The following is a 20,646-nucleotide window of genomic DNA, read 5'->3' as shown; positions in this document are numbered from 1 at the left end:
AACGATCAGAGCTTATGGCGCCCGCGGCCAAAACCAACATTGCATTGACGATACCCGAGCCGGGCAAATTCGAGCTTGTGGAGCGCCCTTATCCACACATAAAGAGCGGCTACGCGATCATCAAAACCGAAATCGCTCCGATTTGTCTTGAAGGGTCGCGAATTTGGTCAGAACACGACTTTGAGTTCCACGATGACCCCGAGCATCTGGGGCATGAGGGTGTCGGTACCGTCGATGAGGTGCTTCCGGGCTCCAATTTTTCTGTGGGTGATCGCGTCATCGTGTTTCAGGGAGATCACTGCGGCCACTGTCATGCCTGTACCCAGGCACTGTCTCCCACCTATTGCGACGCCAACGACCCGGACCTTCGCGGTGTTGATGGCAGCGCCATGAAGGGCATTCAAAACCGTAATGAGAGCCCCTCGGGGGGCTTCGCTATGGAGCGTTACCGCATCGCGCCAGAAGCAAACCTTATCCGCATTCCTGACGCTCTGGACTTTCGCTACGCCGCCTCTGCTAACTGTTCTTTTGGCGTGGGGTTTTCCAATCAGGAGGCGATGGACGTCAAGGCGGGCGACACGATATTAGTAGGCGGTGTTGGCTTTATCGCACTGGGACACATTATCTCGGCCCTGTATCGCAATGCGACGGTCATCGCTCTGGCCAGAAACCCCTATCGCATCGACTTAATGCGCCGCATGGGCGTGGAACATATCGTCAACCCCGACGATGACGACTGGCTCGAGCAAGTACTGGCCCTTAGCTACAAGGGTCAGGGCGTTGACGTCGCCATCGACGGGTCCGGCGTCACTTACTACCAAGAGAAGCTCATGAAGGCTGTGCGTAAATACGGCCAGGTGAATTTTAGCGGTCACACACCCGGCGCTCATCTTGAGCTAAGTCCCCTTCATCATGTGATTGACCCAGCGCATACGCTGTTTGGTCAGCACGATGTGCGCGCCAAAGATCGGGAACGTATGGTGAGAGCGCTCTGTAATCCCAAAGTACAGGCGATGGTCGATGTAATGATTACCCATGAATTCCCCATGTCCCGCGCTGGCGAGGCATTCGACATTCAGGTTGGCAAGCAATGCGGCAAGGTCTACCTGTGGACGCAACAATAAAATGACGCAAGGAACCGCTATGTATTCGTTAGAGGGAAAGGTTGCTCTGGTTACCGGCGGCACGTCGGGCATTGGGCTAGCTGTAGCGAAAAGCTTCATCGACAACGGGGCGACTGTTGCAATTACGGGAAGACGGGAAAACGGCGTGGATATCGCAGCGGCGATCGGTGCGCAATTTTTTAAGTGTGATGCGACTGACGAACAGCAAGTTAAAGACATGCTCGACGCAGCTCAAAGCACCTTGGGCGAATTCTCTGTCGTAGTGATCAATGCAGGCACCGCCGACGATGAGGGCAGTATCGAAGACTTTGATTCCCAAGGCATGCATGCACTCGTAGACCTCAACTTAAAAGGCGCTTTTTATGCTTTGAAATACGCTCCGGGACATATGTCCGATGGCGCGTCGATTATTTATACGGGCTCCGTCGCTGGATCAGGTATCGCGCATGCCGGAGCCGGAGTCTACGCCGCAAGCAAAGCGGGTGGCGCCTATCTCGCCAGAACCAGCGCTATCGAAAATGCCCCTCGCGCGATTCGCGTGAACGCTGTGTGCCCCGCACTCATCGCTGACACGGGCATGATGGTTGCCGATGATGGCAATGACACGGCACAGTTTTTAAGCACCTTGAATGCCTTTGGCCGTATGGGTCATCAGGATGAGGTCGTGGGAATCTACAATTTCCTCGCGAGTGACGCGTCAACGTTTATCACCGGACAAGAAATTCGCGTCGACGGGGGCATGTCCGCTGGACTTGGCTTACCGCTCTTTTCGGCTATTGCCGGCGAAGGCTAGCTTACAGGTCGGCAGCTGCTGGACCCTGCTTAGCACTGCGAAACTCCCCGGGAGTCGCGCCAAAGTACCGGCTAAACGTCCTGTGGAAATTCGAAGCGTCAGCATAGCCTGCGAGAAAAGCCACCTCCTGTATAGACATCTCCTGCCCTCGTAGATAGCTAGACGCAAGCTCCATACGGAAATCCAGCACCACCTCCTTATAGGTCGTGCCCTCTTCCGCTAGGCGCCGTCGCAACGAACGTTCGCTCATGGCAAGCTTGCTCGCTGCTTCTTCAATGGACGGATGATGTCCTGGTGCGTTCGCCAGCAAGCGCCGCACCTGCCCTGTGAAACCCTGCACCGCCTGCATCTCTCCCAGTAACGCGGCGCACTGCTGCTCGCAGAGTGCCGCGGCCTGCTCATTGGCAAAGTTCAAAGCTTGATCAAGCAAGCGGTGGGGGAAAACAATCTGTGTATGCTCACGCCCAAAATGAACCTCAGGGCCAAGTACTTCAGAGTAGAGATCTAAGTACCCCGGAGCGGAATAATCGAGATCGATGCGAGTGAACCAATGCCTGGACTCGCCGAACGCAGGGCCAATTTCTGCCCACTGCGCAAGTAGACGCTCGGTTTCGTAATGTAATTTGGCAGGGGTGTTCACCAACTCAGGCCGCACGATACACACAACGCGAAGACAGGCCAGCTCATCCTCCACGAACAAACGGGTCTGCAGCGCAGCACCAATAACATCCTGATACTTGCTGTGACGCTCAATGGCTTTGCCAAGATTCTGGCTGGCGAACATCGCGTAGCCCAGCAGACCGTGATCCAGCAAAGTGACGCCGCGTCCGTCGCGCAGACCTAAACCCAAATCGGGATACTGCGCCACAATCGCGTCCACCAGGCGACCGTAGTCTGATTGACTGAGTTGATCCTCTTGGGATTCTAGCGCCGCGGCATCAATGCCAAAGCTCTCAATCAGTGGACGCACGTCAACCCCCTGATCCTCAAGGACCCGGAGGGTATGGCGAACGTAACTATTGAGTTCCCTTGCTTCCACGCGCCTTTCTGATGCTGGCCGGAAATGACAAAGACTAGGCCCGCGAGTCCATTGTTGTCAATTTGTCCCCACGCCACTATCAATACTCACAAAAAAGCCTTTGGAGATGCGCCGGTGGCTCTAAATACAGAACAAAAAACCACCCTCTATCGCAACCTCATCCGCGCTGATGAGTTCAACAAGATGATGTATCGGCGAATGATGCAGGGGAAGCTCATTGGCTTTTATCACCCTGCCGAAGGTGCCATCGCGCCAGGTGTGGGTGCTGCCAGCTTTCTCAATCAGGATGACAATTTATCTCCGCACCATCGGGGGCACGGCATCACGCATATGCTCGCCAAGGGCATCGACATCAAGTACTACCTCGCGGAGCACACGGGAAAAGACACTGGATGCTGCAAAGGACGCTCTGCATTTCACTTCAGCTTTCCGGACCACAAGGTCTACATGATGTCCGGCTTCATCGGCTACAACTTCGCGCCGGTCGTGGGCTGGGGCTTTGCTGCAAAGCGTCGTAATCAAGGTCAAGTTGTTATGAACTGTTCGGGGGACGGATCCTACGGTCAGGGTCGCGCTCATGAGGCAATGCTCATGGCCCAAAACTGGAAGCTTCCCGTCATCTTTTTCTGTGAGAACAACGGGATGAGTATTTTTTCCACGGCCATGGAGATGCATCCCAAAGAGCACATCTCCTCTTTGGCCGACGGCTTCGGCATGCCCTCCTCCATAGTCGATGGCCAAGATGTGTTTGCCGTAGCAGAGGCCTCCGTTGAAGCCATTGACCGCGCCCGTAAGGGCGAAGGCCCCACATTTATCGAAGCAAAAACTCTGCGTTTTAACGAGCACGACATCGGCACACCGGACCTTTCGGGATGGGAAGAACGCAGCGAAGAAGAGCACGCGAGCATGCGTGAACGGGAGCCTGTTCGTATTGCCACGGCCAGGGTACTGGACGAAGGGATTCTGACCCAGAGTGCCATCGATCAAATCATCGAAGAAGCCCTCGCCGAAGTGCAGGGCGTGGAAGATTTCGCTGACAGCAGCGATATCGCGAGACCCAGCGTGGAGCAACTCATGGACGGCGTTTTCGCCAAATAGAGGAAGTCGAGATGAGAACAATTACATTTATCGACGCTATTCGCGAGGCGATCGAAGAAGAAATGCGCGTGGACAACGACGTATTTGTCGTTGGTCAGGACGTGCGCGGGGCGATTTTCCCCCACACCAAAGGTCTGGTAGACGAATTTGGACCTGAGCGCATTGTGGATACTCCCATCGCTGAGTCAGGCATGTACGGCGTGGCTTTTGGCGCTGCCCAGGAAGGCATGCGACCCATCTGCGACTTTATGTTTGGCGGGTTTTCTTACGTGACCTTCTCCGAGTGCTCGGTCACAACCGGGCAATATCACTTTCTCCACGGTAGCCAACACCCTTTGCCTTTGGTTATCACCGCTGGAGTCGGTACCGGCCAGCGCCTTGCCAACGACCATGCCATGAGCATCCACGGCACCTTTTCCCATCATCCGGGAATCAAGGTGGCGATGCCTTCTACCCCCTACGATGCCAAGGGCATGTTTAAGGCAGCTATTCGAGACAACAACCCTGTCGTGATCCCCTGGCACATGGGCATCATGATGCTAAAAGGTGAAGTCCCGGAATTAGACGATGATTACGTGGTTCCCTTAGGGGTCGCCGATGTTAAGCGTGAGGGCACCGATGTCACCGTGCTCGCGAACTCGCTTCAGTTGCAACACGCACTGGAAGTCGCAGAGAAGCTAAAAGATGAAATCTCCATCGAGGTGATTGACCCTCGAAGCTTTGTTCCTTTCGATATGGAGACTCTCCTTACTTCACTGGAGAAGACTAACCGCTTAGTCGTCGTCGATGAGGACTGGGAGTCTGGAGGCTTTGCTGCGACGGTATCTGCCCGAGTCATGGAGCAGGGTTTTGATCTCTTGGATGCACCGGTCACCCGGGTCACCCTGCCGAACATGCCTGTTCCCGGCGGCTATATGGAAGAGTACGTCGCCCCCAATCCCGAGCGAATTGAAGCGGCCGTTCGCGCAGTCTGTGCCTGAGGGAGAACTGTGATGGCAATAGATTACACAATGCCGAAGCTGGCGATGGCGATGAACGAAGGCACTATCGCTGAGTGGCTGGTCAGCCACGGTGACTACGTTAAAAAAGGTCAAACACTCGCAAGCATCGAAACAGAGAAAGTTGCCTACGACGTTGAATCTCCCGAAGAGGGCTATTTCCACATCGTCGTCGAGGCGGGAGAGACCGTGCCCTGCGAAGCGCTGATCGCGCACTTCCTAGAAACACCGGAGGAAGCAGTCACCGCGGCAGAACCGGCGACCGCTGCAGAGGCTTCAGCAGCACCCGCGAAAGACACTCCCCCCGCAACGATTGAGTCGCCCCCGGCTGTAAGCCCGCAAAGAGGGGGACAGCGCATAAAAGCTTCTCCTCTTGCAAAAAAGATTGCAGCGAATGCCGGACTAGACATCGCCTCGATCACTGGCACGGGACCCGGAGGACGAATCGTCAAACGGGATGTGTTAGGGGCCCAGACTGCACAGGCTAGTACGCCCCGCGCCTCAGGAGGCAATCTCGTACTCGCTGAACTACCCCTAAAGGGCATGCGCGGCACCATTGCTTCTCGGATGCAGGAGAGCCTGCAGTCTACCGCTCAACTCACCTCCAACTGGGAATCTGACGTCACTGCTCTACTGGCCATGCGCAAAAGCTTCGTGGCTCGCGACGAAACACTCGGCACACGAGTGTCGTTCAACGCTTTCCTCATCAAAGCCATGGTCTATGCCATCCGTCAGGTGCCGATGGCTAATGCTTGTGTGGAAGACGACCTGATTTCGATTTACGAAAACATCAACATGGGCGTTGCGATTTCGGTGCCCGGGGCATCGGAATTCGATACCGGCCTCATGGTGGGTGTTCTTAAGGACGTCGACCGCATGGGTGTTGTTGAGATTGACAAGCAAATGCGCTCCCTCATCGGGCGCGTGCGAAACGGCGAAGCAACTGCCGACGACCTGTCGGGCTCCACCATCACCCTGTCCAGCACGGCTGGCATCGGTCCTCCGGGTTTGATGAGTACACCGTTGCTGAATCTGCCAAACGTAGCGCTTCTTGGGCCCTCTACTCCGGTAGAACGCATTGTCGCCGTAAAAGGTAAAAAGAAAGTACGCACTATGCTGCCGCTTTCCTTCACCTTTGATCACCGGGCATTGGACGGCGAGCCGGCAGCGCGTTACATGCGTGCACTCCACGATGCGCTGGAAAACCCAGAACTACTGCTGGCCTGAGCAATGTCCATGTATGACTTAGCCATAGTAGGTGCCGGGCCCGGAGGTTACGTTGCTGCAGTACGTGCGGCGCAGAAAGGACTCAAAGTTGCGGTCATCGAACGGGATGCTCCGGGCGGCGTTTGCCTGAACTGGGGCTGCATACCCTCAAAAAACCTGATCCATCAAGCTGAGATATATACGAGCCTCGCCGACATGGAATCCGTGGGTGTCACGGTGGATAGAGCGTCCCTCAACTATGCTGCTGTGCAGCAAAAATCCCGACAGGTCGTAAAGACGTTAACGGGTGGTGTCGCTGGCCTGCTCAAAAAGAACAAAGTTGACTACCTGAAAGGTAATGCCGAGCTAACGACCGCGACCTCTATAAGCATCGACGGGAAAGACACTGTAGAGGCGAAGCACATCATGCTCGCCACGGGCTCCCGGCCCATGGAAATACAAGGCTTTGAATTTGACGAGGACCGGGTACTTTCTTCGACGGGCATTCTGGCCTTGGAGTCACTCCCAAAAAGCCTACTGATTCTTGGCGCAGGCGCCATCGGCTGCGAATTCGCCTATGCCATGGCAAGTTTTGGCGTAAAGGTCACATTGGTGGAGGCGCAAACGCACGTGCTCCCCAGCGAAGACTTTGAAGTCTGCGAGGTCCTGCACCACGCACTGACAAAACAGGGTGTCGATATCCGAGTCGCGACCCGGGCAAAATCGCTGGAACGCAATACTGAAAGCATCAGCGCCACGCTCTTGGGAAACGACGGTAGTGAGAAGACACTCCATGCAGAGCGCGCCTTGGTGGTCTTTGGACGACAACCAAACACGCAAAACCTTGGGCTCTCGACGGTAGGACTCACCGCCGACCACCGAGGGTACATTGAGGTGGACGCCGTAGGTCGCACCGCCACCCCCTCCATCTACGCTATCGGCGACATCGTAAGCAGTGCTGCGCTTGCCCATGTGGCGTCTGCCGAAGGTGAACGCGCCGTCGATCATATTGTCGGCACACTGTCTGACTCGACAATACCGATGGATCCCGACCTTGTACCGTCAGCTATTTACTGCGAGCCGCAAGTAGCGGGCTTTGGTCTGCGCGAGGATCAGGCCCTTTTGCAAGGGACTGCTTTCAAAAAATCCGTGTTTCCTTACCACGGCGCCGGTAAAACCATCGCCATTGGTAGACCCGATGGACTGGTGAAAGTACTTTGTGACCCAAAAACCGATGAAATTCTTGGCGCACATATTGTGGGACACAATGCCACAGAGCTGATTCACGAGTTACTATTAGCGAAATCTTCAGAATTACTGCCCGACGATATAGCCGGCATGATGCACGCCCACCCCACGGTCTCCGAAGCTGTGATGGAATGCATGAACGGCATAAATGGAAAGCCGGTACACGGCTAAGAAAAGAGGTAAGCCCCATGACTAATGTCATCTACCCCACTACAAACTTTAAGGCCACCGAACAGATCGTTGTAGAACGGGGCGAAGGTGTTTATGTCTACGACAATAAGGGCAAGCAGTATCTTGAGGGATTAGCAGGGCTTTGGTGCACGTCTCTGGGCTACGGTAATCAAGAACTCATCGACGCCGCCACGGCACAAATGGGCCAGCTGTCTTACTACCACGCCTTCGGTGGCAAGACGCACCCGATGATGATGGCCTTGGCGGACAAAATTCGTGACATGGTGCCTGTAGAGAATGCCAAGATATTCTTTGGTAACTCTGGCAGCGATGCCAACGACACCTTTATCAAGATTTTGCGCTATTACGCCAACGCTACGGGCAGGCCTGAGAAGCGCAAGATCATCACTCGAGAGCGCGGTTATCACGGCGTAACCGTTGCCTCAGGGGCGCTGACCAGCTTACCCGCGAACCTTACTCACTTTGATGCACCGGTAGATGCGCTGGGCATTTTGCGCACAGACCACCCCCACTACTACAAAGGCCGCAACCCTGGCGAGAGTGAAGGGGCTTTTGTGGATCGTATCGTTGACAACCTCGAGAACCTTATTTTGGCCGAGGGCCCTGACACTATTGCTGCATTCCTCGCCGAACCCATTACCGGTGCCAGCGGCGTTATCGTGCCCCCCGCCGGGTACTACGAAAAAGTACAGGCACTGTTGAACAAACACGACATCATGTTCTGGGCTGACGAGGTGATCTGTGGCTTTGGACGCACGGGCAACGATTTTGGCTGCACCACCATGAACATCGAAAACCCTGCCCTCATGACGCTCGCCAAGCAGTTGTCCTCTGCTTACGTGCCCATTAGCGCATCGGTTGTTCGCGGCGACATCTACGAAGCTTTAGTAGAACCAGTATCCGAGGTCGGCGTTTTCGGTCACGGCTATACCTACTCCGGTCACCCGCTGGGCTGTGCGGTTGCTCTAAAGACGCTTGAGATCTACGAGCGGGATAACATTTTTGAGAAGGCCGCAAAGACCGGTGCCTATCTGCAGAAAAAATTGGCACCCTTCGCTGAGCATCCGTTAGTCGGAGAAGTTCGCGGTAAAGGCTTGCTGGCTGCCCTTGAACTTGTGAGCGACAAATCGACGGGAGAAGGATTCCCGGCATCGGTAGCGGGCTTTTTAACCAACGCCTGTGCCGAAGCGGGTCTTATCGGTCGTCCCGTAGCAGGAACAGCGTTTGCGCTATGTCCGCCACTGATTATCACCGAGGCTCAAATCGATGAGCTGACGGACAAGCTGGCCATTGGCTTGGATGCCACGCTGGAGCACGTGCACAGCGAAGGACTCTTAAAAGCGGCCAGCTAGGCCGCTGCTTTCGCTTCCAGCTTGGTGAGGACGCGCACAAAGGTATCCGCCTCCTGCGCGCCCAACACCGAGTATTTATCGTTAAAGATAAAAGCTGGCACCGCGTGAATTTCGCGGTCTAGCCACCAGCGCTGATCTTCTCGAACGGCATCCGCATAACTGCCACCGCTCAAAACCCCTTGGGCATCGTTCTCTGACAGACCCACACTACCGGCGGCACTGACCAGCACCTGGTCATCACTCACATCCTGCCGCTGACTAAAGAACGCGCTGAACAGCGCCATCTTGAGCTCAGTTTGCTTGCCCTGCTCTTCTGCCCAATGAAGCAGCTGGTGCGCGCGAAAGGTATTTACTACGCGCATGCCTTCGTAATAATCAAAGTGGAAACCCAAAGACTCGCCAATACTCGACAAACGAGATCTCGCCTGCTGGCTTTGCTCGGCGGAGGACCCGTACTTCTGTGCGATGTGCTCGCGCAAATCTTGCCCCTCGGCGGGCATGTTCGGGTTGAGCTCAAAGGGTCGCCAGTGCACGGTCACGTCGAAACGACCGGGCAGTGCGGCCAAGGCTTTTTCGAACTGTTTATAGCCAATCACGCACCAGGGACAGACGACGTCCGACACGATATCAACTTTAAGGGCTAAGGCTGTGATGGTGATCTCCTGAGTCTAGAACGTAAACAACTCACGGAACTTTACCAAATCCTCAGCCATCGTTGAGCCGCCGGGCAGCATCTCGAGTAGCCGGGGATCACAGCTCATGGTGAGATCGTAGAGAGGAATGTGCTGATCAACAAAGATAGTTTCCAAATCCGGGTACAGCTCCTTAAGCGAATCCACAAGATCCATCGATGAGAAGTCACGATGAGATAGGTTATACACATCCGAGTCCATGTCCTTCTTGATCATTCGCGCGAGAACTTCTACCAGTCGATACACGCTGATATGACTCACGCTGTGCCCAGGATCGCCGTGCACCGCAACCCGATTCGTAAAGTGAGCGTCAAAGACGAACTGATTCACCATAGTCTCGAATCGTAAATTCTTGGAGTAGCCATAGACGTTGGCGCAGCGCAGCAACTGCACAGGGATCTTCTCCATGAGCCGCATAACGTGTTCTTCACCGCGCATCTTGGAAATGCTGTAGTAGCTACTAGGGACTCTTGGATGTGATGTGTCAGTGATTTTGCCTTGGCCGTACACCGACTGACTACTCAGATAGATGAGACGGCCAATACCCACCTCTTCGGCGGTGTAGACAACTTCGGCCGTGCCCCAGTGATTGGTCTGTTCAAAATCATGGGCATTCTGGTCGGCAAAGGGTGTCTCTACCTTGGCGGCAAGGTGAATCACCACATCCATGCCCTCCATGCAGCTACGAAGACTACGGGAATCAAGAATGTCTGCCTGTATAAATCGAACGTTGTTGCCCGGCACTTTGCGCAGTCCGGTAAACAGGTTGTAGTTACCTTTGCATAAGTTGTCGTAGACAAGGATATCTTTGATGCTCGGTTCCGCTGACAAGCGATACACCAACTCATTCCCAATATAGCCGGCGCCGCCGGTCACCATAACCCTCATCAGTTACCCCCCGAAACCAGTGTAGTGTTGAGTCCGCACTCAGTTTTGTTCATACCAAACCAGCGCGCATTCCGAGAGTTGCCGTCATCAAAGGCTTTCATTGTGCAGGGCTCGCAACCAATGCTGAGATAGCCTTGCGCTTCCATGGGGTGTTCAGGCAAATCATGATTCTTGCGGTAGAAATACACCATCCTCGAGTCCCACTCCAACATGGGATGAAAACGAGTGCAGCCATGCTGTGCCGGTTCTTCCACCTGCATCGCCGCGCGCACTGAGCTTTGATCAGAGCGCACGCCGTTTACCCAGATATCGTTCTCTCTAAGTACCGGCTCAAGGGGTTGCACCTTATTCAGGTAGCAGCAGTGGTCAGGGTCGGAGGCATACAAAAACCGCTTCTCACGATCCAGTTGTTTAATTTTGGGGACCTCGGGGCGCAGGGCAATAACATTCAGGCCCAGCTGATCCGCCAGTTGATCTGCAAAGCGAATGGTTTGCGCAAACAGGAACCCCGTGTTGGTGTAGTACACAGGAATATCGCGATCCACTCTGCTGATCATATGTAGCAACGGTAGGCTTTGCGACTGGAAGGAACTAGTGGTGAACACTTTTTTGCCGGCATCAAGGTAGGCATGCAGCTTCTCCACCACCTTGTCGGCTCTTCTTTCCAAATCTTTTTTATCGAGAATATCCACTTCGTGTCCGCTGCTCTTGATGAGGCGGGCAGTCTAATGGCTTTCATCGCTGGAGTATTAGACGGCTTTGTTTCTTGCTAATGCTTGGAGGGAATATCAAAGGAGCAGCTTACTCACGAAACTAGACCTTAGGTCGATTCCACTAATAGGCGTTCTTGTTAATGAAACCCTTGAATACCGTCTTGATAATGATCTTAACGTCTAAGCCCCAAGACCAGTTTTCGATGTACCAGAGGTCATAGGACACCCGGTCTTCCATTTTGTCCAAGGTGTCGGTTTCGCCGCGAAAACCATTAACCTGCGCCCAACCGGTAATACCTGGCTTAACGCGATGACGAGACATATACGAATCAACCAAACGGGAATACTCACTATTGTGTGAGCGTGCATGAGGCCTAGGCCCAACGATCGACATTCGACCTTGCAAGACATTAATGAACTGAGGCAACTCATCTAAACTGGTGCGACGTATAAACCCACCGATCGGCGTAAGGCGGCTATCCCCTTTAGTCGCTTGAGTCACTTTGTTCTCTGACTCCTTGTGGACTTTCATCGAACGAAATTTGTAGATGTTGACGATTTTGCCGCCAGCCCCATTTCGCTGTTGAACAAACAGTACCGGACCTTTACTCGTTAGTTTGACGGCACAAATCAACGTGATCATGACAGGTGAAATCAACACTAGAATCACAATAGAGAAGACGATATCCGTGACCGCCTTAATTGCGTGATTAACGCCATGCAATGGCGAATAGTTTAGATCGACAACATTTAGACCCATGATCGCTTGGTATGGATGACTGAGCAGCATCTGGTCATCAAGCTGCGGCACTAAACGAATATCAGAGGCGCTGTTTTTAAGCGCAAACACCATGTTTTTGATCATGGCCGACTTAGCCAAAGGCAGGCATAACCAAAGCTCTGTCGGCGCATTACCTTCATCTTGGAGCGTCGCTAACAATGACTCGGGCAAGGTGAAGTCGTCACTCTCGTCATCAACATAGACTTGCCCAAAAACGTCAAAACCAAAATGCCGGTTCTCTGAAAAGTAAGCGGACATTTCATCAACCGAGGCCTTCTCTCCAATAAACAGGATGGTTTTGTTATTGAAACCTCTAGCGCGAGACCATTGCAGGACTAAACCAATAAAAAGTCGATAGCCATAAGTCAGTAAACCCGCGACAAAAAACCATAGGTACAGCCAAGAGGGTAGATACAACTGTTGCGAGATAACGGCGTAAGCTACCCAGACGGCAAAGACAACCAATAGCCAGCTAAATCCCACCCGGGTAAAAAAGTACAGATGGGTTTTATGTCGCCAAGCCTGATAAACCCCACCCAGGCTATACGTCATAATCAACAGAACGCCGCAGATCGTAGAAACAAGCAATCCAAACTCTTGCTCATTCCGGAAGCTCTCAAAGCTGAGATACACCACACCCGTGGTTATCATCATCAAGAAAGCATCGATAAAAACCAGAACGGGCGTTAGGTGATAACTTTGAACGACATTATTAGCGCGCATACTTTGTTTCCTTAACCACCAGAACTAGCGTTTGCCTCACAACACTAACAACACTAACGGTCGGTCAACAGCACTAGCCCATCAACAACCGATAATAGTGCGGCGCTTTATCAACCGCCAATACAATTGACGTGACCAAACCGATGATCAACAGCATGTTGCGCCACCACTCGGCTTTAAACTCACGCATAACATCACTACTGTTCACCAGCACGAGCACGATGACGAACGCGAGGGGAATGACTACCACGTTAATGCCCATTAGAAGGATCACCTTAAGTAGCGCTGGAAAATCCCAAAAAGGCGCCAGTGCTGCGGCCGCCAATACAAAGCCCGTAAGCACTCGTTGATAGAGGGTATTGTCTGAAGAAAATCGCCACTCTTTTCCCACCATGTCCAACACAAAATAAATAGTGACTTGAGCCGCTACCACCAAGGTTGTCATGGCCGCAGTAAACAGGCCGAGAGAAAATATCACTGGGCCAAGGGCTGAGAATACCCCGGGCAAAGCATCCCGAAACACGGCGGACGCCTGGCCGACATCGGCGAAGCTTGCGTGATCAGGTAAGGAATACAGCGCATAACCACCGGCCACGACAACGAACATCGCGTAGGCACCAAATACGAATCCCATATTGATAATGGCTTGTCGGAACGCACGAGTCAGTTCCTCGCGACTACCGCCGTCATCTGCACACATATAGGGCATGCCTAAGAGTGCAGCGGGCGCCACTGCAGCACCCACCATGGCAATGATTGAGCTGGTAGCGATACGCGGCGATTCGCTGCCCGGTACTGCTAGGTCCTGGGGTAAGGAAGGCACAAAGCCTGCCAGTATTGCCGGCAACTCTACGAGCCCCCGAACAGCAACCACCAGAAAACACAAGAACATCAATAACATCAGCAAGGTCATTACCCGCTGCATCCGCTCGTAGCCTCGGGAAAAGACCAGCCATAGCACCGCCGCAGACAGAGCCACAGAAAGAAACACTTCGAGCCCAAGGGACGATGATGAACTCGCAGGGAGACCCAACAGCGTCAGAAACGCCGAGGACATTACGGAAATCTGCCCCATAGTCACCAAAAAGTGTACAGGAACCACGAGAAGCAAAATGATCCAGGCGAGACCGCTGCTAATGCGAGTACGGACCAGAGCGAACATTCCATGACCAGGATTGAGCGCACCAATCCTGGAAGCCGTATCTACAGACACGACGAATACCGGCAGCATGGCCAGAATCACCCACAACAGTTCATAGCGAAACCAAGCCCCAGCTAACAAAAACGAGGCTACTGCACCGGCTCCCATAGTCCCTGCAGCCATAACTGCGGCGGGACCTACAAGATCTGAGAAGAACGCGGCAAGAGTTCGCAAAGAGGGCTGCTCAACTTAGGTGCGGGTGGAGTATTTGAATCATATCGCTGGAGTCCGCCTTAGCACCAGCCAGCTTGTTGTATTCTTCCGAATCGGAAATGCGCGCACTACTCAAGCGGATCAGGCGAGAAACCATGGAAGACATCCAGTTCACACTTTACGATCTGCGGGTCGAAACCATCGAAGGGGATAAACCCTTTGTCTGTAGTCATGAGCTCGGCAGTTCTTTTGAGCTCCGCGGTGAAAATCTTTATTTTGAAACAGACAAGCCCTTCTCGCTCTACGCAATGTCCGCACTACTGCCGCTGCTCCCCGCTAAACAACGTCCACTTAACGAGTACGACTGGATGGCAACAGATCATGTCATCGCTTGCCCGGACCCTCATTGCGGTGCGCGATTTCGGATAAGCCGTATTGGTAAAAATACATTCACACGAGCAGACACCACCATAGAACCACTGCCTGAGAACAATCCATGGAAAGAATAATTGACCGCTATTCGCTAAGACCCAACTACAACATATCCCGAGTCGTAAAGGGTGGATGGCAGCTTTCCGAAGGTCACAGTAAGGTCACGTCCGAAAACCCCGTTGAGGATATGTTTGCTTTTGTTGAGCGTGGCATCGATACCTTTGACTGCGCGGATATCTACACGGGTGTCGAAGATATGATTGGAGAGTTTGTTGCCGCCAATGGTCAATCCAGCGAACCGCTGTCTTTTAGAGTGCACACCAAATATGTACCTGACTACGATCAGTTGGGTCATCTCAAAAAGCGCGATGTAGAAGCCATCATTGACCGCTCTCTCAAGCGTTTAAAGCTAGAGAGACTCGACATGGTGCAGTTCCACTGGTGGAACTACGCGGTAGAAGGATCAGTGGAAGCCGCGGCGTGGCTGCAGGAACTGCAACAAGCCGGAAAGATTGAGCTCCTTTCCACAACCAACTTCAACACAGTGAAGACGCAGGAGATTCTTGAAGCGGGCATCGCATTGGCCACCACGCAGGTGCAGTATTCGCTACTAGACCCAAGGCCCGAGAAGGCCCTACTGAGACTCTGCTCAGCACACGACATGTATCTTCTTTGCTACGGGACTCTTGCCGGAGGCTTTTTAAGCGAGCGCTGGTTAGGGCAAAGGGAACCCGAGAGTTTCAGTAATCGATCGCTCATTAAGTACAAACTCATGATCGATGAAATTGGTGGCTGGGACTTGTTTCAGTCACTGCTGCAAACCCTCGACCGTATCGCAAAGAAACACAGCGTGACGATTGCGAGCGTTGCGTCGAATTGGGTTTTGGCACAACCGCGGGTAGCTGCGGCCATCATCGGTTCGCGAAATGCCTCGCATGTCGATCGATACGCGGAGGTATTTTCAATGCAGATGGATGACAGTGACAAAGAGGCCATCACCGCCATCAAGGCGCATATGAACATACCGTCGGGCGATGTGTTTGACTTGGAACGAGATAAGAGCGGTCGTCACGGCAGCATCATGAAGTACAACCTTAATGCCGAGTAAGGGCCTGCCTCAGGGATAACCGAGCTGCGACTCATCTTGGCAGATCGCTACCGCAAGCCAAAAGCTACGATCGTTTCTCTAACCTTCGCATGGGCATAGCGTCGATCAAGCCATAAAGAGCTTCGAGGTCGACGTCCTGTCCTCGCGCTTTCACGCCACCGTCAAGCCCAATCAACACCGATTCCTGGGGCGTGATGCCCAACCGCCGGTTGATGTTGCCAAGCAACTCAGTATGAAGATCCCCTCCATAGTTACTCCGCAGATCGCCCGCAACAATCACAAACCAGGCAAGTTTCCGCTCATCGAGAGCCCCCGCGTTTTCAGTCAATAGTTCAAGGAGCTCCGCTGGATGATCAGGCTCATTGATCACCAGAATTCTGTGCTGCCACCGAAGTTCCCCCAAATCAGTCAGCATTGGCAGAGCCTGACCAAAAGATGCCGAGCAGATCCAGAAATACAAAACGGTGAGAGCGTGTTTCATTCAACGATAAAAACTCATGTCGACCCTTCAGTGTGAGACGAAGTATAGAGTCTTGTTCAGAAGGAGAACCTCAGGGGTAAACGCTTAAAACTTCGTCACTTTACTAACTCAAACAACTCACAACTTTTCCTCACCCACAAAAAGTACTCAATTGCTCATTTTTTTGCCAAAAATTCCCGCGTCAGGGTATTGGCGTCTGCATTACTCTCGATTAACCTGCCATCCGCTTTATTTGAAAAATTAAATAAAAACATGCGCTTGGAAGTAAAACCTAAAAAAACAATAAGAAAAAGTGCGAAAACGACTATCAGGATTTGGAGTAAGACATGAAAGTGAAATATAGGATCTCTATTTTGGCGCTTTGCCTTCTGCCTGGCGTGAGCTCGGCGGGTATTTTGGACACTGCCTTGCGGTTTTGGAGCTTCGATAACACTTTGGTTGATAGCGTTGCAGGCATTGGTGCTACAACCCGGTCTTGGACATCAGGGTATGCGGAAGATAGAAATGGAAATGCAGCTGGCGCACTCAATTTGGGCGGTGATCTAGACGCGGTTTTAGTAAACTCTGCTACTGATCTTTTGCCTCTGGCAAACTACAGTATCAGCTTGTGGTTCAACATGAATGCACACAACAGTGCCGGTGGGAGAAGCCAGCTCTTTGATACTCGCGACGGAAGCAATATCGAGCGTGACTCGTTAGCAAGCTTTATCGACAACACAGCGAACTTAAACTCTAACGACGGCTCCAACCCGCAAGATGGCTGGCTCGGAACTTTTAGCGCGCAAAGAATTCCGCTGACTGAAGCCAACAATCAGACTTGGCATCACCTGCTTTTCAGTACTACGAGCACAACACAGTCCATTTACTATAACGGGCAGATCGACCCCGTATCCTTCGTCAACTACGGCAGTGGCAGTCCACTAAATCCCGCAATCCTCAATACGGGAATAGTGTTTGGGGATAAAGGTAACGACCTCGGAACTGGCTTCAACTTCAACGGTAGCCTGGACGATATCGCATTGTTCGACAGGGCACTTGATGGCAGTGACGCTGCTAGTCTCTTCTCAGCACCCGCCTCCGCAAGTGTGTCAGCACCATCGACATTGCTTCTCATGCTCAGTGCCGCGGGCTTATGGCGTGTTAAGCGACGGCGTGTAAGTACTCCCCTCGCTTAAGTGCGAACGAACTAGGGCGACTCATCGCCCTCTTCCAGCTGGCGAATAAGAAACTCGAGATTTTTTACGCCCGGCTCGATTTCATTGATAGATCGATAGTAGTCGAGCAATCCAGCATCAGAACTGGGAATCGGGACGCGCTGTCCCCGTTGGATGGTAAAAATCTCACCATCTTCAATAAGCACACTGGCAAGATGACCGCCGTAATGCGCGGCGATTCCACTATCCGCAGCGAGTACCTTAGCGTTGTAGCGTGGCACTACGGTGCCGAAACCCGGAGTGTGTCCCACTACGATACGATCCACATCAAAGTGCTCCAGCAAAGCATCGACTTCTTCGGCAATCAAAGGGGTTTGCTCTCCCATGCTCAGCCCCCGGTACCAAAGAGGGCCACGCTGATTGTCAACAAAACTAAGGTTGGAGGGGTCTATCGATCTGAGCTCTGAGCGCACGTTGTCGTTGATGCTTTCTAACGTCTGCTCCAAGAAATCGGAACTGATTCCGCCGTGGACAAACAAACTCCTATTTATACGAATCACGGTATTGTGGCCCGAAACCCACTCACCAAACTCACCTTCGGAACTCCAATACTGCCGGTGCTCTACAAAACCCAAAGGATAGTCCTTCAGTAACTGCTCGCGGAACGCGTCATCGACCGCTTCCTCGCCCTGCTGCGAGATAACGTAATCCACCACCCGATCCAAATAGTCTTTTTGCAGACGCTTTGCTCTTCGACTCTTGAGCGCTTCGTACTCACCAGGATGCACATAACGCAGATCATCGGTCATATTCATGACTTCGTGGTTACCGATCAAGGGGTGCACTTTGCCACCCGCTCTCTTGGCTTGTTTCTCGAGCGCCTTCAAGTGCTCAATAATCTTGGCGCTGTCGGGACCACGATCAGGAACATCCCCCAACTGCACAAAGTGCGTAGTGCCGCCGCTCCAGCGACCCCGTCGATCAATCAACTCTGCCTGACGTAAGACTTCAATGTAGTTTTCGTAATCCCCGTGTACATCAGCTACCGCAACCACGCGGTCAACGCCCTGCCAGTCCGAATCCGATGCGCTAAGAAACGGGGCTGCCAATAAGAGCAGCCATGGGAACACCCACTGGGGGAGTCGAACAACCTTGTGATCTGCTATCTGCATTCTTCAATGATCTCTCGCTGAAACTTCTTTGGGTCGTCCAAAACATCATAAAACTTATCAACAAACTTCTTCGTGCGTTTCATAGACTTCGCAGATACGTAGCTGGTGTCTGTAACAATCTCATAAATAGCAGCACGCTTGGATCGCAGAAGATCGACGGCCTTTGCCATTGCCTCATCGCTTGCGCAGTATCCGCGATACATACGCTGCTTCACGTTGCTCTGGCCAATACCTCCCGCCGGTTCGGCGTAGGAGGTATTTACATATCCCGTGGAATCATAATCGTAAGGCAAGGGATAAAGGGCTCCGTCCGCGGCTTCCAGAAGCTTGATGTTGTGACAGCAGGTATCACCCGGAGGCGCCGCTATAAATGAGTAATCCGTATTGGACACAAGGTACATAAACAGCGCCACCATCGCGCTACGATCGGCATCCAAGCGAGATTTATCCGCACGGATCTCCTTGTACACAGTCATGTCGTTTTGTTTAGCAAGGCGCTTCTGGTGCTGAATAAAAAAGCCGAGCTGACTTCGTGTTTCGCCGCCCTCCGAGTCAGCGTAAGTGACATCGAGCATACGGCTATCCAGGCTGAGGTCCGAAAGAGTTTGGAAAATCTGGTAAGCCTGCTGCTCTCGACCGATGTACTCAGCGTAGCGGTCAGCATCTTTACACTGCACTACAAGCTTTAACTTGTTTTGTTTATCAAACAGTGTGCCTTTGGCTTGGCCCTTTTTTAGATTCACCCACAGTTGAGCGTGACTGCAGATATCCTTGCGAAGCCGAAAATTACCACGCACGGAAAACTTCGCTTCCAGAGTTGTCGGCCCAAGCTCCGGATCGTCATAACTCAAAGACCCGAGGTACTCCTTGTCTTTATCCCGCTCTATATCGATAAGTTCGAAAGGGCCGGACAAGGTTATTGCGAGCTGCTCATGGCTATCAAAAAGCGGGGCAGCAAAAAGGCTGGGGCTGAGGAGCATCAAGAGTGGAACGAGTAAACGGAGTAGCATCGCAATTGTTTCCTGAGTTTGCAGCTAAGGCGCTACTAGTCTAGGCCGCCAGAACGGTCTCGGCAAACACCGACGCCCTTTGGGTTTACACCACTGATTCATGACTTTCTGTTCGCTAAACTGGCAGTTTGCATCAGCGATGCGTACACGATCATCAGGGTTAGACTTGTGTCAGCGGCACCCGAAGCTCGTTCACCTTTGTTGTACGATTATTCGAGGGGGATCTTTGAGGGCTCTAGGGCGCGAAAACGAAACTCATCGAGCTGAATGTCATCAAGGCCGATCTGATCAAAAGGGTTCTCCATCTGCACTTGCACGTTATAGAGGGAGATCAAAATAAAGCCGTGCAGAACACTAAGGCCATAGGTTAAGAAGATCGGCGCGTCAGGCAGGTGGTAGACGATAGTCGGTGAGAAGACAAAAGGAAACAAAAACACAAAGACCAGACAGTAAGCACGCATGCTGATAGGTGTGCCGTGCATCTTCAGACTGATGGTGTTTTCCATACCTTCATTCACTTCCTGAACAAAGCGAATGATTTTCAGAGCCAGCCCATTCGAAATCGCATCGTCATTGCGCTGAATAAAGTAAATGATCTCGTTAACAGTGTCTTCAGCTGGACGAGTATCCTTATCTTCTGATCCAAGAGCGTCAAAGAACTGCGAAGAGGCTTTATCCAGTAAAGACGAAACCTCCACCCGGCGCGCTGGGTCCAGTTTTTTACACTGCTCGAAACAGTAGTGCACAGAACACAAACCCGACTTGAACTGACTGAGAAACTTCAGTGCATTGTCACGGCGCTTGAATGCCTCACGAATCGTAAACACCAGGGGAAAAATTACGGCGATGCTGAACAGCGTGATATCTAAATCGTAGGCAATGTTTAGGGCAAAGCAAAAATAGGTGACGACTACGCAGATAACAGCTAGCGCTACGGTTTTCAGATCGATAATCGCGAAGTATTTATTCATCAGTATTCTTCAAAGGCCAATCGCGTGGGCTATGGCGACACGTTTCACTTACCGTATTAACGGTAAACTCTTGTGTCAAAGTGTGCTCAGCAAAGAACGCAAGCGCGAACGATGCTA

Annotated in this window: 20 protein-coding genes; 10 read left to right on the top strand and 10 right to left on the bottom strand. The window is 52.5% G+C overall.

What is annotated here, in order from left to right; translation table 11 throughout:
• Positions 1–14 precede the first annotated feature (14 nt).
• Both R0137_RS04110 and R0137_RS04105 read left to right on the top strand, forming a co-directional pair.
• Entirely contained in the window at positions 15–1,124 is a 1,110-nt protein-coding gene (locus tag R0137_RS04110; RefSeq protein ID WP_407328760.1) for a zinc-binding dehydrogenase, read from the top strand.
• Between the two features lie 19 nt (positions 1,125–1,143).
• The gene (locus tag R0137_RS04105; RefSeq protein WP_407328759.1) at positions 1,144–1,917 is read left to right on the top strand and encodes an SDR family NAD(P)-dependent oxidoreductase; all 774 of its coding nucleotides are present in this window, start codon (positions 1,144–1,146) and stop codon (positions 1,915–1,917) included.
• Position 1,918: 1 nt separating this feature from the next.
• Here the strand turns inward: R0137_RS04105 and R0137_RS04100 are convergent, their stop codons facing one another.
• Positions 1,919–2,956 carry an AraC family transcriptional regulator gene (locus tag R0137_RS04100; RefSeq protein ID WP_407328757.1) on the bottom strand — a complete coding sequence of 346 codons (1,038 nt, stop codon included), beginning with the start codon at positions 2,954–2,956 and terminating at the stop codon, positions 1,919–1,921.
• Between the two features lie 114 nt (positions 2,957–3,070).
• Between R0137_RS04100 and R0137_RS04095 the strand changes: the two genes are divergently transcribed.
• The 5 genes from R0137_RS04095 to R0137_RS04075 are packed head-to-tail and all read left to right on the top strand — an operon-like array spanning position 3,071 to position 9,050.
• Positions 3,071–4,054, top strand: a complete 984-nt coding sequence (locus R0137_RS04095) for a thiamine pyrophosphate-dependent dehydrogenase E1 component subunit alpha (RefSeq protein ID WP_407328755.1) — start codon at positions 3,071–3,073, stop codon at positions 4,052–4,054.
• Positions 4,055–4,065: 11 nt separating this feature from the next.
• Positions 4,066–5,034: an alpha-ketoacid dehydrogenase subunit beta gene (locus R0137_RS04090; RefSeq protein WP_407328754.1), complete on the top strand. Its 969-nt coding sequence runs from the start codon at positions 4,066–4,068 to the stop codon at positions 5,032–5,034.
• 12 nt (positions 5,035–5,046) lie between these two features.
• Positions 5,047–6,279, top strand: coding sequence for a dihydrolipoamide acetyltransferase family protein (locus tag R0137_RS04085; RefSeq protein ID WP_407328752.1), 1,233 nt, complete (start codon positions 5,047–5,049; stop codon positions 6,277–6,279).
• A gap of 9 nt (positions 6,280–6,288) precedes the next feature.
• Positions 6,289–7,677, top strand: coding sequence for a dihydrolipoyl dehydrogenase (gene lpdA / locus R0137_RS04080; protein ID WP_407328750.1), 1,389 nt, complete (start codon positions 6,289–6,291; stop codon positions 7,675–7,677).
• 17 nt (positions 7,678–7,694) lie between these two features.
• Complete coding sequence (locus tag R0137_RS04075) at positions 7,695–9,050, top strand: aminotransferase (protein WP_407328748.1); 1,356 nt, start codon at positions 7,695–7,697, stop codon at positions 9,048–9,050.
• On the opposite strand, the gene R0137_RS04070 is transcribed toward R0137_RS04075, so the two are convergent.
• From R0137_RS04070 to R0137_RS04050, 5 genes are all read right to left on the bottom strand, one after another.
• Entirely contained in the window at positions 9,047–9,673 is a 627-nt protein-coding gene (locus tag R0137_RS04070) for a DsbA family oxidoreductase (RefSeq protein ID WP_407328747.1), read from the bottom strand. The two genes, R0137_RS04075 and R0137_RS04070, sit on opposite strands and share 4 nt — an antisense overlap.
• A 45-nt stretch (positions 9,674–9,718) precedes the next feature.
• Positions 9,719–10,630, bottom strand: coding sequence for an NAD-dependent epimerase/dehydratase family protein (locus R0137_RS04065; protein WP_407328745.1), 912 nt, complete (start codon positions 10,628–10,630; stop codon positions 9,719–9,721).
• Positions 10,630–11,322, bottom strand: a complete 693-nt coding sequence (locus tag R0137_RS04060; RefSeq protein ID WP_407328743.1) for a phosphoadenylyl-sulfate reductase — start codon at positions 11,320–11,322, stop codon at positions 10,630–10,632. Before R0137_RS04060 ends, R0137_RS04065 begins: the two co-directional genes overlap by 1 nt.
• Before the next feature lie 142 nt (positions 11,323–11,464).
• On the bottom strand, positions 11,465–12,847 hold the full coding sequence (locus R0137_RS04055) for an undecaprenyl-phosphate glucose phosphotransferase (protein WP_407328741.1): 1,383 nt from the start codon (positions 12,845–12,847) through the stop codon (positions 11,465–11,467).
• A 73-nt stretch (positions 12,848–12,920) separates the two neighbouring features.
• Positions 12,921–14,222, bottom strand: coding sequence for an NRAMP family divalent metal transporter (locus R0137_RS04050; RefSeq protein ID WP_407328739.1), 1,302 nt, complete (start codon positions 14,220–14,222; stop codon positions 12,921–12,923).
• A gap of 134 nt (positions 14,223–14,356) precedes the next feature.
• Between R0137_RS04050 and R0137_RS04045 the strand changes: the two genes are divergently transcribed.
• Both R0137_RS04045 and R0137_RS04040 read left to right on the top strand, forming a co-directional pair.
• Positions 14,357–14,710: a TIGR04076 family protein gene (locus R0137_RS04045; RefSeq protein WP_407328738.1), complete on the top strand. Its 354-nt coding sequence runs from the start codon at positions 14,357–14,359 to the stop codon at positions 14,708–14,710.
• A complete protein-coding gene (locus R0137_RS04040; RefSeq protein ID WP_407328736.1) occupies positions 14,698–15,741 on the top strand; it encodes an aldo/keto reductase in 1,044 nt (347 codons plus the stop codon). Before R0137_RS04045 ends, R0137_RS04040 begins: the two co-directional genes overlap by 13 nt.
• Before the next feature lie 64 nt (positions 15,742–15,805).
• Here R0137_RS04040 and R0137_RS04035 read toward each other — a convergent pair whose 3' ends face one another.
• On the bottom strand, positions 15,806–16,222 hold the full coding sequence (locus R0137_RS04035) for a DUF4174 domain-containing protein (protein ID WP_407328735.1): 417 nt from the start codon (positions 16,220–16,222) through the stop codon (positions 15,806–15,808).
• A gap of 326 nt (positions 16,223–16,548) precedes the next feature.
• Between R0137_RS04035 and R0137_RS04030 the strand changes: the two genes are divergently transcribed.
• Complete coding sequence (locus R0137_RS04030; RefSeq protein WP_407328733.1) at positions 16,549–17,397, top strand: LamG-like jellyroll fold domain-containing protein; 849 nt, start codon at positions 16,549–16,551, stop codon at positions 17,395–17,397.
• 11 nt (positions 17,398–17,408) lie between these two features.
• On the opposite strand, the gene R0137_RS04025 is transcribed toward R0137_RS04030, so the two are convergent.
• The 3 genes from R0137_RS04025 to R0137_RS04015 form a co-directional block, all read right to left on the bottom strand.
• A complete protein-coding gene (locus R0137_RS04025; RefSeq protein ID WP_407328731.1) occupies positions 17,409–18,548 on the bottom strand; it encodes a metallophosphoesterase in 1,140 nt (379 codons plus the stop codon).
• Positions 18,539–19,558 (bottom strand): hypothetical protein, encoded by a 1,020-nt coding sequence (locus R0137_RS04020; protein WP_407328729.1) that lies wholly within the window; start codon positions 19,556–19,558, stop codon positions 18,539–18,541. The genes R0137_RS04025 and R0137_RS04020 overlap by 10 nt, the downstream gene beginning before the upstream one ends.
• A 209-nt stretch (positions 19,559–19,767) precedes the next feature.
• Positions 19,768–20,529, bottom strand: coding sequence for a hypothetical protein (locus tag R0137_RS04015; protein WP_407328728.1), 762 nt, complete (start codon positions 20,527–20,529; stop codon positions 19,768–19,770).
• Between the last annotated feature and the right edge of the window lie 117 nt (positions 20,530–20,646).

The organism is Congregibacter brevis (genome assembly GCF_045689245.1).
In the GTDB taxonomy this organism is placed as follows: domain Bacteria; phylum Pseudomonadota; class Gammaproteobacteria; order Pseudomonadales; family Halieaceae; genus Congregibacter; species Congregibacter brevis.
This window is presented reverse-complemented; position numbering and strand designations above follow the sequence as displayed.

Excerpts from the sequence above, each read along its gene's own strand:
- R0137_RS04110 (WP_407328760.1), top strand. The coding sequence starts at position 15 with ATGGCGCCCGCGGCCAAAACCAACATTGCATTGACGATACCCGAGCCG.
- R0137_RS04105 (WP_407328759.1), top strand. The coding sequence starts at position 1,144 with ATGTATTCGTTAGAGGGAAAGGTTGCTCTGGTTACCGGCGGCACGTCG.
- R0137_RS04090 (WP_407328754.1), top strand. The coding sequence starts at position 4,066 with ATGAGAACAATTACATTTATCGACGCTATTCGCGAGGCGATCGAAGAA.
- R0137_RS04085 (WP_407328752.1), top strand. The coding sequence starts at position 5,047 with ATGGCAATAGATTACACAATGCCGAAGCTGGCGATGGCGATGAACGAA.
- lpdA (WP_407328750.1), top strand. The coding sequence starts at position 6,289 with ATGTATGACTTAGCCATAGTAGGTGCCGGGCCCGGAGGTTACGTTGCT.
- R0137_RS04075 (WP_407328748.1), top strand. The coding sequence starts at position 7,695 with ATGACTAATGTCATCTACCCCACTACAAACTTTAAGGCCACCGAACAG.
- R0137_RS04065 (WP_407328745.1), bottom strand. The coding sequence starts at position 10,630 with ATGAGGGTTATGGTGACCGGCGGCGCCGGCTATATTGGGAATGAGTTG.
- R0137_RS04055 (WP_407328741.1), bottom strand. The coding sequence starts at position 12,847 with ATGCGCGCTAATAATGTCGTTCAAAGTTATCACCTAACGCCCGTTCTG.
- R0137_RS04045 (WP_407328738.1), top strand. The coding sequence starts at position 14,357 with ATGGAAGACATCCAGTTCACACTTTACGATCTGCGGGTCGAAACCATC.
- R0137_RS04040 (WP_407328736.1), top strand. The coding sequence starts at position 14,698 with ATGGAAAGAATAATTGACCGCTATTCGCTAAGACCCAACTACAACATA.
- R0137_RS04035 (WP_407328735.1), bottom strand. The coding sequence starts at position 16,222 with ATGAAACACGCTCTCACCGTTTTGTATTTCTGGATCTGCTCGGCATCT.
- R0137_RS04030 (WP_407328733.1), top strand. The coding sequence starts at position 16,549 with ATGAAAGTGAAATATAGGATCTCTATTTTGGCGCTTTGCCTTCTGCCT.
- R0137_RS04025 (WP_407328731.1), bottom strand. The coding sequence starts at position 18,548 with ATGCAGATAGCAGATCACAAGGTTGTTCGACTCCCCCAGTGGGTGTTC.
- R0137_RS04020 (WP_407328729.1), bottom strand. The coding sequence starts at position 19,558 with ATGCTACTCCGTTTACTCGTTCCACTCTTGATGCTCCTCAGCCCCAGC.
- R0137_RS04015 (WP_407328728.1), bottom strand. The coding sequence starts at position 20,529 with ATGAATAAATACTTCGCGATTATCGATCTGAAAACCGTAGCGCTAGCT.